Source organism: Exiguobacterium sp. KRL4 (assembly GCF_001870785.1).
In the GTDB taxonomy this organism is placed as follows: Bacteria; Bacillota; Bacilli; order Exiguobacteriales; family Exiguobacteriaceae; genus Exiguobacterium_A.
Genome location: NZ_MOLV01000004.1, coordinates 283448 through 298254, shown reverse-complemented (window position 1 = coordinate 298254; position 14807 = coordinate 283448). Strand labels below are relative to the sequence as shown.

At 47.6% G+C, this 14807-nt stretch carries 14 protein-coding genes; 1 reads left to right on the top strand and 13 read right to left on the bottom strand.

Annotation, left to right across the window (positions count from 1 at the left end; genetic code table 11):
* The first annotated feature begins 849 nt into the window (after window positions 1–849).
* On the top strand, window positions 850–1764 hold the full coding sequence (locus BLD48_RS03865) for a DUF3800 domain-containing protein (RefSeq protein ID WP_083412229.1): 915 nt from the start codon (window positions 850–852) through the stop codon (window positions 1762–1764).
* Between the two features lie 62 nt (window positions 1765–1826).
* Here the strand turns inward: BLD48_RS03865 and nth are convergent, their stop codons facing one another.
* The 13 genes from nth to bshA form a co-directional block, all read right to left on the bottom strand.
* On the bottom strand, window positions 1827–2486 hold the full coding sequence (gene nth / locus BLD48_RS03860) for an endonuclease III (RefSeq protein ID WP_071499013.1): 660 nt from the start codon (window positions 2484–2486) through the stop codon (window positions 1827–1829).
* A 5-nt stretch (window positions 2487–2491) separates the two neighbouring features.
* Entirely contained in the window at window positions 2492–3070 is a 579-nt protein-coding gene (locus BLD48_RS03855) for a DnaD domain-containing protein (protein WP_012370642.1), read from the bottom strand.
* Between the two features lie 71 nt (window positions 3071–3141).
* On the bottom strand, window positions 3142–4431 hold the full coding sequence (gene asnS / locus BLD48_RS03850; protein WP_143082912.1) for an asparagine--tRNA ligase: 1290 nt from the start codon (window positions 4429–4431) through the stop codon (window positions 3142–3144).
* A 29-nt stretch (window positions 4432–4460) separates the two neighbouring features.
* The gene (locus BLD48_RS03845) at window positions 4461–5642 is read right to left on the bottom strand and encodes a pyridoxal phosphate-dependent aminotransferase (protein WP_071499011.1); all 1182 of its coding nucleotides are present in this window, start codon (window positions 5640–5642) and stop codon (window positions 4461–4463) included.
* 17 nt (window positions 5643–5659) lie between these two features.
* The gene (locus tag BLD48_RS03840) at window positions 5660–6127 is read right to left on the bottom strand and encodes a hypothetical protein (RefSeq protein WP_071499010.1); all 468 of its coding nucleotides are present in this window, start codon (window positions 6125–6127) and stop codon (window positions 5660–5662) included.
* Window positions 6124–6294 (bottom strand): YpmA family protein, encoded by a 171-nt coding sequence (locus BLD48_RS03835; RefSeq protein WP_012370646.1) that lies wholly within the window; start codon window positions 6292–6294, stop codon window positions 6124–6126. Before BLD48_RS03835 ends, BLD48_RS03840 begins: the two co-directional genes overlap by 4 nt.
* A 61-nt stretch (window positions 6295–6355) precedes the next feature.
* The gene (gene dinG, locus BLD48_RS03830) at window positions 6356–9169 is read right to left on the bottom strand and encodes an ATP-dependent DNA helicase DinG (protein ID WP_071499009.1); all 2814 of its coding nucleotides are present in this window, start codon (window positions 9167–9169) and stop codon (window positions 6356–6358) included.
* A gap of 100 nt (window positions 9170–9269) precedes the next feature.
* Window positions 9270–9653 carry an aspartate 1-decarboxylase gene (gene panD / locus BLD48_RS03825; RefSeq protein WP_026829829.1) on the bottom strand — a complete coding sequence of 128 codons (384 nt, stop codon included), beginning with the start codon at window positions 9651–9653 and terminating at the stop codon, window positions 9270–9272.
* A 2-nt stretch (window positions 9654–9655) separates the two neighbouring features.
* The gene (panC, locus tag BLD48_RS03820) at window positions 9656–10486 is read right to left on the bottom strand and encodes a pantoate--beta-alanine ligase (RefSeq protein WP_071499008.1); all 831 of its coding nucleotides are present in this window, start codon (window positions 10484–10486) and stop codon (window positions 9656–9658) included.
* The gene (gene panB, locus BLD48_RS03815; protein ID WP_071499007.1) at window positions 10483–11322 is read right to left on the bottom strand and encodes a 3-methyl-2-oxobutanoate hydroxymethyltransferase; all 840 of its coding nucleotides are present in this window, start codon (window positions 11320–11322) and stop codon (window positions 10483–10485) included. The genes panC and panB overlap by 4 nt, the downstream gene beginning before the upstream one ends.
* A 240-nt stretch (window positions 11323–11562) precedes the next feature.
* Window positions 11563–12534 carry a biotin--[acetyl-CoA-carboxylase] ligase gene (locus tag BLD48_RS03810; protein WP_071499006.1) on the bottom strand — a complete coding sequence of 324 codons (972 nt, stop codon included), beginning with the start codon at window positions 12532–12534 and terminating at the stop codon, window positions 11563–11565.
* The gene (locus BLD48_RS03805) at window positions 12495–13640 is read right to left on the bottom strand and encodes a CCA tRNA nucleotidyltransferase (protein WP_071499005.1); all 1146 of its coding nucleotides are present in this window, start codon (window positions 13638–13640) and stop codon (window positions 12495–12497) included. The genes BLD48_RS03810 and BLD48_RS03805 overlap by 40 nt, the downstream gene beginning before the upstream one ends.
* Window positions 13627–14769 carry an N-acetyl-alpha-D-glucosaminyl L-malate synthase BshA gene (gene bshA / locus BLD48_RS03800; protein ID WP_071499095.1) on the bottom strand — a complete coding sequence of 381 codons (1143 nt, stop codon included), beginning with the start codon at window positions 14767–14769 and terminating at the stop codon, window positions 13627–13629. Before bshA ends, BLD48_RS03805 begins: the two co-directional genes overlap by 14 nt.
* Window positions 14770–14807 lie beyond the last annotated feature (38 nt).

Sequence of the window (14807 nt, the reverse complement as noted above, 5' to 3'; positions counted from 1 at the left end):
GAACGGATATGAAACGTGAACCGGAGTATTGGATGGCCAACTTTCTCAATGAACGTGAGGACAGGTCCATCGAACGGCAAAAGTCTCACAGCTGACGGTAGAAAATCTGATTGCGATCTATTACGAACGTCATGCTCCTCAATTGGTGAAAGCGATGTTTTACAACCGCAGAAAGGTATCGTCCCTGTTAGAAATCGTGCTGGGAAAAACCATCAGATCTGGTCGACAAGAGTGCGAATTCTTCATCGGGACGCATGAGTAGGAGTTGCGTGTCCTCCCCATCATCTTGATCCTGTATACCGGGCTGCGCATCGTGAAGTCATCACCATATGTTGGTCTGGCATCGAATTTGAGCAACAGACCATACTCGTGAAGCGCTCCATCGCAGATCATAACCGGCTCAGCCATCTATAACGAGAAAGCCCCTAAAAACGACCGCTCTCGCCTCATCGTGTTGAATGAGAACGCCATAGACTACTTGAGAAGTATGAAGCGGACCTAGTCTGCTCATCAACTCAGTCAGGGCTACCGGAGTGACCGTGATTATGTTTGTCTGAACACGCTTGGTGTTACACTCAGCACAAGCATCGTCCACCGGGCGTTCAACTGGTTGTCGGAGCTCGCCGGAGTACCACGCATCCGGATTCACGATCTTCGTCATACGCATCTACCCTGTTGCTCGAACTAGGCGTGTATCCAAAAGTCGTTCAGGAAAGATTGGATTCATGCAAGTTATGCAATAACCATGGATTTATATAGCCATGTCAGTGTAAAGTTGCATCAAGAGGCCGCGAACGTGCTCGTTTTCAAAAAAAGTGTGCAATAATTGTGCAATCGGAGGAGATTCGCTTGAATAAGAGAGAAACAAAACACGTGAAAAACGTTGATGTCAAAGGGTTTCCAAGGTCTACAAACTCAGTCCCTAAAAAATATGTCATGTTCGTTGATGAGACGGGGACACCTAAAGGTAATACACAATTTAACTTGACTGGAGTCTTAATGGAATATAAATACGCCATCGATTCTGACGAAACCGGTGAACCAAGTCCATTACGTAAACGTTTGATGGAATTCAAATCGTCTGTTTTCGAAGATCCGCATATTCCGCTTCATCTGAAAGAAATTTTAAAGGCGGAACACCCGTATGGCAAGGAAGACGGCATTACGATTGATATGTTACGTCATTTTTGGGTCGCTTTACCAGATTTCCTCGTTGACATCGATTGTACGATCGTCAGCGTTGAAGTCGATAAACAAAAACTGCAGGAATTCTATTCTACACCAAAAGATCCGTATGTCGTCGCATTTGCTCATTTGATGAAATCGTTTTATGCGTTTCTCGAGGAGACGGAAGCGACGAGCGCCCGTGTCGTACTCGAAAGTCGGGATGACTATCAGAATTTGTTGATCCAAAAAGCATTTTTTGATATCTTCAACTCCGGAACTGTTCATTTGGACGTGGAGAAAAGTCGTCAAAAAATCAAAGGGTTCATTTTTGCTGAAAAAGATAGCGACCTCTACCAATCTGGTCTTGAGATTGCCGATCTCGTCTGCCTCCCCCTCTCCCGCGTCCGACGTGGGGTCATTGAGGTGAAACCCCGGTTTGTCCATTATGGGGACGAAAACCGAATTTTCAAAGCCATCAAAAATAAGATTTACATCCGACGTGACAGTCCCGATCAAGATTTCCGAAACTGGGGCTTCAAAAAAGTTCCGATTACGAAAAAACGCCGCGAGTGGTCCGACACACCGTGGAACGGATGATTGGCACAAAAAAGCGTCCCGCAATTTTACTGCGGGACGCTTTTTGTTATTCGCTCTCCATTTCATATTGGTGGAAGCAATCCTTTTGTCCGTTTTTTTCCTTCCCGACACATACCAAGTAAAGGACATTCTAGACAATTCGGCCGTTGCGCCTTACAGTGGTATCGCCCAAAAAAGATGAACTGATGATGCAACTTCGACCACCGTTCCCGCTTAAACCGTTTCATTAACGTTTGTTCAACTTGTGTGACATTGTCTTTCCAGCGGCAGATTCCGAGACGTTTCGAGACCCGTTCGACATGGGTGTCGACAGCGAATGCCGGCACATCAAACGCAACGGACAAAACGACGTTCGCCGTTTTTCGTCCGACACCTGGTAAAGCTTCGAGCCCTGCTCGCTCAGTCGGTACTTCCCCATCATGAAGAACAAGCAATTGCTCCGCTAATGCTTTGATGTTTTTAGCTTTATTGCGGTATAACCCCAATCGTTTGATTTTCTCTTCAATCTCTTCGACCGGTGCCGCGGCCAAACGATCCGGTGTCGGATAGGCGGCAAATAGACCAGGTGTCACCTTGTTGACCAGCACGTCTGTTGCTTGCGCACTGAGAGCCACGGCAATGACGAGTTCAAACGGATTTTGATGAATCAATTCACAAAACGCATCTGGAAACATCTCTTCAAGGGTCGATTCAATCCGTTCAATATCTGCTTTGCGTAACATCCCTATCACCCCCCTCTCGTTGCCAGATCTTCGAGCGTCTTAATCCCTTCACGTTCCCACGTCCGTAAGATTTGGTTGATGTAGGTCATCTTCCGGACGTTATGGTAGACGGCTTCGCGTAAGGCGGCCAAGACGAGCTCTTCGGCGATGTTTTCGATCGTCAGCCACTGGATGATCTGTTCCATCTGAAATGGTGACATCATCCCCAGTTCCCGTTCAAAATGTTGGAAGACAGAGGGATTGATCGTATCGAAGTTCGGTGCTTCCTGTTCGGGTGGTGCCATTAATTTTTCGTAGAGTGGCACCAGGGAATAACGTTCCGAACCGGCGACGTTCTCCATGGCGAGTAATCCTTTTTGAAGCAATCCAAGTGTCGTCTCGATTGTTTCCGTTTCAGAAAGTCCCAGTCGGTTGCTGAGCTCCTCTGGTGAAGGCATCTCCATCCCTTCTGCGCGACAAGCAAACAGTTGTCCAATCAACGTAAACTCGACAAAACTGATGCCAAGACGTTTGGCTTCCGTAAACAATCGTTTGGGGAGCACAACCGTTCCTTCCTCAAAAAGTTGAATTAAATTATGATCCATGACACTTCCTCGATTCTGTAAGATAAGCAAGAAATCGACCCGTCCGAGGGATGGGTCGATTTCGGTCGATATTACGGATACAATCGGTTCAACAGACGTGGGAACGGAATCGTCTCACGGACGTGTTCGACACCTGTAATCCAGGCGACTGTTCGCTCGAGTCCAAGACCAAAACCACTGTGTGGGACTGATCCATATTGACGGGTTTCCAAATACCACTTGTAGGCACCGGTTTCATCCAGATCATGTTCTTTCATGCCGGCACGTAACTTTTCATAATCTTCTTCCCGTTGCGATCCGCCAACGATTTCTCCATATCCTTCTGGAGCAATCAAATCGTCACATAACACGAATCCTGGGTTTTCCGGGTCTTCTTTCATGTAGAACGGTTTGATGTCTTTTGGCCAATGTGTGATGAAGACGGGACGCGCAAACGTGTTCGCGATTGCCGTCTCATGTGGCGCACCAAAATCATCTCCGAATTCAATATCATCAAATCCTTGTTCCTTCAACATCTCGATTGCTTCCGTGTATTTGACGCGCGGGAATGGTGCTTGAATACTCTCGAGCACTGTCAAATCGCGACCCAATAAATCGAGTTCGGCACGGCAGTTGTTCAGTGCCGATTGTACAAGATGCGTCACGTAGTTTTCTTGCACTTCTAAGTTCATCTCGTGATCATAAAATGCCATCTCCGGCTCCATCATCCAAAACTCGATCAAGTGACGGCGTGTTTTCGATTTTTCAGCCCGGAATGTCGGACCAAACGAAAAGACTTTTCCAAGTGCCATCGCTGCCGCTTCCATATAAAGTTGTCCGGATTGCGACAAGTAAGCATCTTCATCAAAATATTTCGTATGGAACAATTCAGTCGTCCCTTCCGGTGCGCTTCCCGTCAGGATTGGCGGATCGACCTTGATGAAGCCTTCTTGGTTAAAGAATTCATACGTCGCACGAATGAGTTCGTTCCGGACCACCATTACGGCATGTTGACGTTTTGATCGTAACCACAGATGGCGGTTATCCATCAGGAAGTCGGTTCCATGGGCTTTTGGAGTAATTGGATAATCGACCGCTTCATGAATCACTTCAATCGCTGTGATCTCCATTTCGTGTCCGATCGCTGTCCGTCCGCCGTCCGATTTGATGACGCCCGTCACCCACATCGATGTTTCTTGCGTCAATCCTTTAGCCGTTTTAAACAACTCTTCCCCGACTGTTTCTTTGACGACGACACCTTGCATGAAGCCGGAACCATCACGTAATTGAAGAAACGCAATCTTTCCACTAGATCGTTTATTGGCCAACCAACATCCGATCGTGATTTCTTCGCCTACGTGTTTTTCTACATCACGAATCATTGCTTTCAAAAGTCAACATCCTCTCTCTATTAAACGGCGGTATGCGCCGTGATAAATCCTTCGATTCGGTCCAGTGCCTCAAGGACACGTTTTGGATCCGTTGCGTACGATAAACGGACGTACTCCGGTGCGCCAAAGCCAGACCCTGGAATCAAGGCGACTTTTGCTTCTGATAAGACGGCCGTACACCAGTCATCGACGTTTGAGAACCCACACATCTCTGCTGCCCGTAACGCATGGGGGAACAGATAAAAGGCACCTTCTGGTTTCAGGCACGTTAAGCCCGGAATCTGAATCAACCGGTCATAAATTTGTTCTAAACGTTCTTCAAATACGACCCGCATCGCTTCAACCGGTGCATCGCCTTCTGCATAAGCGGCAACAGATGCTGCTTGCGCAATCGATGTCGGGTTAGACGTCGAATGGCTCGCAAGGTTCGTCATCGCAGCGATGATTTCTTTTGGCCCGATCGCATAACCAATCCGCCAGCCTGTCATCGCATGCGATTTTGAGACGCCATTGATGATGACGGTCCGTTCTCGCATATCCGGTAACGTCGCAATCGATAAATGCGTCACGCCATTGTATAATAACTTTTCATAAATCTCGTCACTGATGACAAGAAGATTATGGCGTGTCGCTACATCTGCGACCATTTCAAGTTCTTCCTTCGTGTAGACCATCCCTGTCGGATTTGAAGGTGAGTTTAAGACAAGTGCTTTTGTTTTCGGCGTGATGTGCTGTTCGAGCAGGTCACGTGTCACTTTGAATCGTGATTGTTCCGTCGTTTCTAAGATAACAGGAACGCCGTCACTTAACTTGATTTGTTCCGGGTAGCTGACCCAATATGGCGCAGGGACGATGACTTCATCGCCCGGATCTAAAATCGCTTGAAACAGTGTCGACAAGGCATGTTTTGCGCCTGAAGCGACCATGACTTCCGACCGTTCATACGAAAGCCATAAATCGCGACGCGTTTTTTCGATGATGGCGTCTTTTAAGGCCACCGTCCCACCAGATGGCGTGTATTTCGTATCGCCTGCTTCTGCCGCCGCAAATGCAGCTTGGATAATAAATTCTGGAGTGTTGAAGTCCGGCTCGCCCGCACCGAGTCCGATGATATCCTGTCCTTCTTCACGTAATGCTTTTGCCTTTGCAGTAATCGCTAGTGTCGTTGACGGTGCCAACTGTTGTACACGTTTAGATAACATCTTGCACACTCCTTTTTTTAATTGATCCGTAGACGTTTGATAAACGTTCCTTCTTGATAGGTGTAATACGAATAATCATAGCCGACTTTTGTTTTCGAGACGATCTCAATCAACGCCCGATCTTCAAAACCATACTTGGCGGAAACGATTTCGGCTGGATTACCGGCTTGTCGAATGACTTCGGCAATCTCCATCCCGTCTGAGACCCGTCTCGTCTCGATGCGACCTGCCTTCGGCACAAACGCCCGGACAGCTTGTCCCTCTTGTTGAATCGTAAACACACTATACTGGGTTTTGCCATTAAAGACATGGTCAAACCGAATCTGTTCCGGTGCCAACTCTTTTTCCAGACGTGCTTCTGCCTGAAGCACCACTTTTTGTTCGCGTCCTTTAGCTTCCGCGACGGTGAATTGATAAACTCCCGTACCGATGAGCGTAATCAGAAGGATGAAGCAGACAAGACCGATGACGACCTTCCAGTTCATGTGCGGTAGATGGTAAAGACCATCTGCTCCTTATCTTTTTCGTCCAGTGCCAGACCAAACATCAAATCCTCTGTTTTCAACGTGCGATTCAATAAGTCTACAATCTTGTACGTATCGTCATGCCGATTGACCTTGACGGTTGCGAGCGTCTCGATTTTCGAATCCATCTTATATCCTCCCTCATTTTTCTACATCTATTATAATGCGATAATGCTTATTTTAACAGACTCAATCCATATCATTTAAGAACAATTCCAGTTCTGCCGTCAGTTCGTCGAGTGGTTTTGCCAGAACCGGCACATGCGGTAGACTCGAAACAAACCGTTTTCCGTAACGTGTCGTCTCAATTCGCCGGTCAAAGACAAAGACGACGCCACGGTCATTTGTCGTGCGGATCAACCGACCAAATCCTTGTTTAAAGCGAATGATCGCTTGCGGTAAACTGTATTCGAAGAACGAGGATTTCCCTTGCTGTTCAATTTGTTCCGAGCGGGCTTGGACAATCGGTTGATCGGGTGGTGCAAAAGGCAAGCGGACAATCACAAGACAACTTAAATCGTCCCCTGGCACATCGACCCCTTCCCAAAAACTGGCCGTCCCGAACAGGATACAGGCGTCAAGTTGTTTAAACTGTTTCATCAGACGTTGACGTGAACCTTGGGTTATCCCTTGAGAAAGTAACGTAAAGCGTTCAGGTAATGCCATCTTCGTTGCATCATGCGTTTGTCGCAACATCTCGTTTGAGGTGAACAAGACAAGCATCCGCCCTTCTGTCACTTCCGCAATCCGAATGATTGCATCCGCGATGACTTCGGAATAGGTCGCTTGTGGGACATCTTGTAATAACGGCAAATCCGTCGGGACCATCAACCGGACTTTTTCAGCATATCCAAACGGCGACGGGACGATGAACCGTCGTGTCTCGAGTTCTGATAATCCCAGACGCTTTTCGATGAATTGAAATTTGTTCGACACGGTTAAGGTTGCAGAAGTTAAAACACACGTTCGTTTCGAAAAGACATCCCGATGCAGGCGTCCAGAAATATCAATGGGTTGTGTGTAAATCCGTGTCAGCTTCCGATTTTTAACGGTCGTTTCAATCCAGGAGACCGTCTCATCGTGTGGAGCGAGCATCGTTTCGAAAATGGCTTGTTCGGCCTCTTCGAGTTGACCGATGACCGTCTTTAGATCCGCGACGACCGATCGTTCCCGATAACTCATATGTTCGCGTTGATCATGGAACAATTTATGGATCGCCCGAATCGCCTGACGTAACCGTCTTAAGACCAGTTCGACCCGTTTTGCACTTTCTTGGACGGCACGCATCGAATGATCGAGTCGTTTAAAGCGGACCGTGACCCGTCCTTCCCGTCGTTCTTTACGTGAAGCAAGCTCCAGCCCGTAGGCCTGGATGATCGTCAACAGACCATCTGCCTCTTCGAGTAGTTCCGTTAATGTCTCATCAATCGTTTCACTATGCGCTTCAACCAATTCCGTCAAATCAAATTGATCGGACAGACTGATCAATTTTGTTAATAATTTTTTATCCGATGAAAAACCAAGCTGTCTGAAAATCCGATCAAACGAATGCCCATCAAATACTAATCCAAAATGATGACTGGCTACTTCTTCGATTTGATGCGCTTCATCTAAAATCAACGGACAGCCCTTCGGCAAGACACCTGCTTCATATTGGATGTCACTAAACAATAACGCATGGTTCGTGACGATGATTGTCGCCTGTTTTGCTCGACGAACCGCATGATGGAAGAAATCCCGGCTATACCAAGGGTCAAATCGTCCAAGTTGTGATTGACTATCGGACTGAATCAATTGTTTGATCGCAATATTGCCTTGGGCAGCTCCACCCGGTAAGCTGACTTCCTCCAAATCCCCCGTATCTGTCTGCGTCAACCAGACAAGCAAAATCGCTTTTGCGAGTGTAAAATTATACGGTTCTTCCGTCTCACTGAGGAAAAATTCGAATTTTCGTAAATCCATATAATTATTCCGACCCTTCAGCAGGGTGATGTCGACAGGTTCGTCGAACAGCTGGCGCAAGAGTGGTAAATCACGTGCAAACAATTGTTCCTGTAATTGAATCGTATGCGTGCTGACGATGATCGGGGTCTCGTGTTCAATCGCATAATGCGCTGCCGGCACAAGATATCCGAGCGACTTCCCTGTCCCTGTCCCTGCCTCGACCAACAAAGGTGTTTCTTGATCAAGCGATTGATAGACATGACGCATCATCTCGAGTTGACCCATTCGTGGTTCGTATCCTGGGAATAATTGAGGAAACACCGTTTCATTGAGTCGATCAACAAATGGGCTAAACGGTTCAAGATCCGTCCGTATCGTCAGTTCTTCCGAGTCGACCCGCTTTTTCAAAGCAATCTTTCGGAAACTGTCGAACCGCTCATCCGGCTCAAGACCCACCAGTCGAATCGCCTGATCGATTTCTTCTTCAATCGCACTAAACAATTTTCCGGCTAGGCGACGTAAATGGCGTAATGTATCAAGCGGTAAATTCCGCAGCTCACTAAGTAAATAGAGTAATAGCTCTGCCGTCGCTTCCGCGTCACTGCCTGCTCGATGTGCTTCGTGATGCGTCAAGTGTAAGGCGTCGGTCAGATGTGATAACGAATGACTCTCTGCTGTCGGCAATAAAATCCGCGCCAATTCAACGGTATCAATGACAGGACCTGTATACGGTAAATAACCTTCTTCTTCTAGCGCCTCGTTTAAGAACGTCAAATCAAACTGGACGTTATGTGCTACGAATATACCACCGTCTAACAATTGCAAAACACGTGGTGCAATCTGATCAAACGTTTCAGCATTCGCAACGTCTTTGTCCGTAATTCCCGTCAGCTGAGAAATAAACGGCGGAATCGGTTTTTGCGGACGGACAAATGCTGACAGACGTTCTGTAATCTGACCGTCTTCAATCACTGCCATACCGATTTCAATCATTTCATCGCCGGATTTAATCGAATGTCCGGTCGTTTCTAGATCCACTACAACAAACTTTTTTTCCACGGCTTCTCTCCACCTTTAACCATCCACATGTTCACCACATGGCATCTCAAGTTCCATCTTAACAAAAAAAGACCCAGCATGTATCCCGGGTCTCTCAAATTCATAAGATCGTATGTGCGATTTCTTGTGACAACATCTGTTTAATGCTGTTCTCTTGATCGAGTACCGCTACTTTAGGAACATGCTCAGCGATTTCTTCGTTCGTGAGTTGTGCATACGCCATGATGATGACTTCATCACCAATTTGGAAATGACGTGCCGCTGCTCCGTTTAAGCAGATGACACCTGAGCCACGTGCCCCTTTGATGGCATACGTCTCAATCCGGGCACCATTCTGATTATTCGTCACTTGAACTTTTTCGTTTTCAAGAATCCCGACAGCATCAAGTAAGTCTTCATCAATCGTAATCGACCCGACATAATGGAGATTTGCCTCCGTGACACGGGCTTTGTGTAATTTTGCGTGCATGAATGTTCGTAACATGGTCATGCTCCTCTCGTATATAATAAGTTATCGATCAAGCGGGCTGATTCGAATTGAACCGCAACCGCTAATAAAATCGTTTCTGTCGTTGCGTCAACCGGTCCAAGCGTCGGATAAGCGACGGCTTCGGCATAATCGATCGCCGCTCCTTCAAACTGAAGAAGTGTACGTGTTTTTTCGAGAACCGTTTCAAGCGGCTGACCTTGATCCAACGCCTGTTTCGCTTCGACCAATGCTTGTTGAATCCCCGGTGCCTGTTCCCGTTCTCTATCCGACAAATAGACATTCCGCGATGATTTCGCCAGTCCATCTGCTTCTCGAATGATCGGACACCGTTTGATTTCGACCGGGACAAAATAATCCGCGACGTATCCTTCAATCAAAGCGAGTTGTTGCGCATCTTTTAATCCAAAATAGGCACGCGTCGGACGGACGATGTTAAACAATTTACTGACGACGGTCAGGACACCATCAAAATGTCCCGGACGTGAAGCGCCACATAAGACGTCATCCCCAGAACGAACGGTCACTCGGGCCATATCGAGCGGATACATCACCTCGTTTGTCGGATAAAACAGGTAGTCCACTCCGGCTGACTGCGCCAGTTGCTGATCGCGTGTTTCGTCACGTGGGTACCGGTCTAAATCTTCATTCGGTCCAAATTGTGTTGGATTGATAAAAATACTTAAGACGACGATGTCATTTTCTGCACGGGCCTGCTCGAGTAACGAGGCATGCCCTTCATGCAGGAATCCCATCGTCGGAACAAATCCGATTGAGTGTTGTCCGCCTAAAGCTTCCTGCAATTGCGCGACGCTACGCATGATCTTCATTCTGTTGTTCCTCCGTATAAAGCACCGATCAATTCTTCATCCATCATAAACGAGTGCGCAAGTTCTGGAAACGTACCATTTTTGACTTCTTTGACATAACTAGCGATTGCTTCCGTTCCCGATGTATTCCAGTCGGCATACGCCTTGACGAATTTCGGCAGACGTCCAACTCCGTAAGTCAAAAGATCATGATAGACCAACACTTGTCCGGCGACATCAGCACCGGCACCAATCCCGATCACCGGAATCGTCAATAATTCTTGGACCCGTTTGGCTAACGGATGAGGGACACATTCTAAAACAAGCATCTTCGCTCCGGCTTGCTCAGCTGCTAAACTGTCGGCAATCAACTGTTCAGCTGCCTCAAGTGATTTCCCCTGGACCTTAAATCCTTCTAGAACCCCAACAGATTGTGGTGTCAGTCCTAAATGGGCGACACAAGGCATACCGGCATCTGTCAAACGACGAATCGTCGTTAAGATTTCGCCTGCTCCTTCAAGCTTCAAAGCGTCCGCGTTACTTTCTTGGAAGATACGCGCCGCTGCGTCAAGCGTCCGGTCGAACGAACCGTGGTAACTCGCAAACGGCATATCAACGACCATAAACGTGTTCGGTGCCCCCCGACGGACGGCACGGGCATGATGGACCATGTCATCAACGGTCACGGCAATCGTTGAATCATATCCAAGAATCACGTTCCCCAATGAATCGCCGACTAGCAGTAAATCAACTTGCCCAGCTTCCGCTAGTTTCGCCGAAGGATAATCATAGGCTGTCAGCATGACGAGCTTCTCTCCGGCTTGTTGTTTTTTTAATAAAGGTGTCATCGTATGCATGTGTGTTCTCTCCTTCGTAGTTTAGAGAGGACAAAAGGAAACGCCTTTCCTTCCTAAAATAAATCATAGGAAAGAAGGCGTGGATAAGTGCAATATCGTCCTTCTGTCCCTGTCCGAGTAGGATCAAGGCAGTAAAATAAAAAACTATCAATCAAAGCCTTTAACCGGTATGACTCCAAATGGCTATCATCCTTGCCCTCAGTATACATGATTCAAAAAGCAGACTGCAAACGTCCGAACTTACATTTCTGTCCAGTAAATCAATTCAGCAGAATGAAACGTTTTGATTCCTTCTTCCGTTTCGATTTGGAGTGTCCCGTCCGATTGGATGCCGCGTAGATAACCTGTTACCGTCAGCTGCCGCGTACGTAGTGTCACCACTTCATTTAGTCGATCGGCATATGCTTCCCACTCTGACACAAATGGCGCGAAGCCCTCTACTAACCAGTGTTGGTACATCAGTTCAAATTCATTTAAAAACAACGCGACGATTTTTGCGCGGGAAAATGATTTTCCCGTCGCGAGTTTTAATGACGTCGCCCGATTCGTCAACACGTCCGGAAAGTTTTCATGCCGAACGTTTATCCCAATCCCAATGATCACGGAATTGATACGATCTGCTTCCGTCTGCATTTCCGTTAAGATTCCGGCCACTTTTCGATCGGCAATCAATAAATCATTTGGCCATTTGATCGTGACCGGTACATCAAGCGTCCGTAATACTTTTGTTAACGCGATTCCCGCAAGCAATGTCAATTGACCCGCTTGATGCAGTGGTGCCTCCGGACGCAAAATCAAGCTCATCGCAATACCGGCACCGCGCGTCTCATGCCAGACTCGCCCGAGTTGACCACGGCCACTCGTTTGAAAATCGCAGACGATGACCGTTCCTTCGGCCGCTTCTTGTTGTGCTTGTTCATGAGCAATCTTCTGTGTCGTTTCCGTCTCTTCTAAATGAACAATTTGTTGTCCTAACTGTTTTGTTTGGAGATGCTGTTCAATGGCGAGTGCTGTCAGCCGGTCTCCTTGATCAATGAGATGATAACCTGTTTTTTTGTTTGATTCGATTGGATACCCTGCTTCTTTTAAAGAGACAATTTGTTTCCAAATAGCGGTACGTGAAATATTTAGCTGATCAGCCAACTCCTGACCGGATACCCAGTCGGTCTGCATCAAGGTTTGGAGGATCCGGTCCCGTGTTGTTTTTTCCAAGTCATCACTTCCCTTAATAAACTGTCACGTTGATTCTCAAGATGACGGTAGACCACTTGTTTTTCCAAGTGACGAAGCGCCTCTTTAATCTCTTTTTTGTGTAAGCCGAGTTCGATCATGTCGCGTCCATTGACGGTCAAGTCTTTTAACTCGCGAATCGGTAATGTTGTTCGTTTGTCATGATGACGACCCGTCATTTCATTTAAGTGTAACAATTCTTCATCTGACAAACGATAACGTTGCCAGTCCGATAACGTGTCCGCGTTAACGAGGACAGCTAATGTCTTAGCGCGCCCTTCTTGTTTCTTCGACCGTTTCCAGGCCCGCAACGCTTCCGGACGCAGACCTGCCACCAAAACGAGTGTCCAGACGTCATCTGTCGACACACCGTTGAATGGAAGTCTGATCAAATGTTCGATGATCGACCGGTCGAGATGAGGCAAATGGGCGTAGACTCCTGTCCGAAGCATCGCTTCTAGCGCTGCCGTCCGACCCGGTCCTAACAATAATTTTTCAAACTCATTGGCAATTCGCTCGACCGCAACCGCTTGAAGATGTTCTTTTTTGTCCTCGATCGCTTGTTCCGTCTGAGGATCAAGTGAAAACTCCAGCTGACTCATGAATCGAAACGCTCGAATCATGCGGAGCGCATCTTCATCAAACCGTTCTTCTGCTCGTCCGACCGTGCGAACGATTTTTGCTGCCAAGTCGTCTTGACCTCCAAACAAGTCCACAAGCCCTGTTGGTTTGAGTGCCATCGCATTGATTGTAAAATCGCGTCGGGTCAAATCTTCCTCTAAGCTGACCCCGAGTGTCACTTCGTCCGGTCGACGACGGTCACTGTACGTGCTTTCTGAACGAAATGTCGTCACTTCAAAAGGATCATGGTCTAAGACAACCGTGACGGTCCCATGATCGAGCCCTGTCGGAATGACGACAGGAAACAAAGGGATCACTTCGTGGGGGAATAAGGATGTCGCCAAATCATAGTCACCTGGTTGCCGTTTCAGTAACATATCGCGGACGGCTCCACCGACGATATACGCTTCCCCGCCCGCCTGTTCAATCGTCTGAATGATTTGATTCGCACGCTCAAGCATTTTCATATCGTGCACACACCCGTTCATAAAGGAGTTCATACGCCCGAACGACTTGATTGGAGTCAAACCGTCGCCGCGTATCCCGGATCCCTTCCTCTGCCAACTCTTCTCGTAGTAACGGGTCGTCTGCCAAACGACCAATCCGTTCGGCTGCCGCCTTGACATCATAGGTCGGAACAATAAATCCGGTTTTTCCGTCTTGAATCACTTCCGGTAATCCACCGGCACTCGAGACGACGCTTGGAACCCCCACCGCCATCGCCTCCAGAACAACAAGACCAAACGCTTCCTTTTCCGATAACAATAAATGGATGTCGCTGATCGCTAATAATTGGGCGACATGTTCCTGTTTCCCAGCAAAAATAATCTTGTCGTAGATCCCAAGTTCTTTTGCTCGTCGTCTCGTCTGCCCCATCTCTGGACCGTCGCCAACAAGCAGCAGGCGCATCGCCCGATCATTTGAGGCAATCGCAAAAGCGGCTAACGTGTCATCAATCCGCTTGACCGGACGGAAGTTCGAGATATGGATGACAACGGTTTCATCCGGTTCGATGCCATAATGCCGTTTCAAACGCTCATCTCGCATCGGATAATAGACACTTTCATCAATCGAGTTCGGAATCACATCGATTAAATAGTGCCCGTTTAACGTCATATTCGTCTCCAGGGCAAGACTTTCCGAGACAGCTGTGACAGCGTCTGAACTTTCAATCCCATAACGGATGGCTGGCTGCATCTCTAAGTCTTGACCGATGACCGTAATGTCTGTACCGTGTAAAGTCGTTACGACACCAACCCCTTTTTTCTTCGCCATGTTTCGGCCCAGTTCGGCACACACCGCATGGGGGACTGCGTAATGGGCATGAATGATGTCGAGATCAAACAGGTCGATCACTTCCGCCACTTTCGAAGCCAAAGTAATATCGTACGGTGGATACTTAAAGACCGAATATTGATTCACTTCGACGAGATGGACAGTGATGTTCGGTCGATACTCCGTCAGGCGGAAGGGAATGCTTGATGTAATGAAATGAACATCATGTCCCCGATCCGCTAATTTCATTCCGAGTTCCGTCGCGACGACGCCACTGCCGCCGACTGATGGGTAACAAAGAATCCCAATCGCTTTTTTCATATTCACTCACTCACTCTCCACTGATAATGTCCTCTACC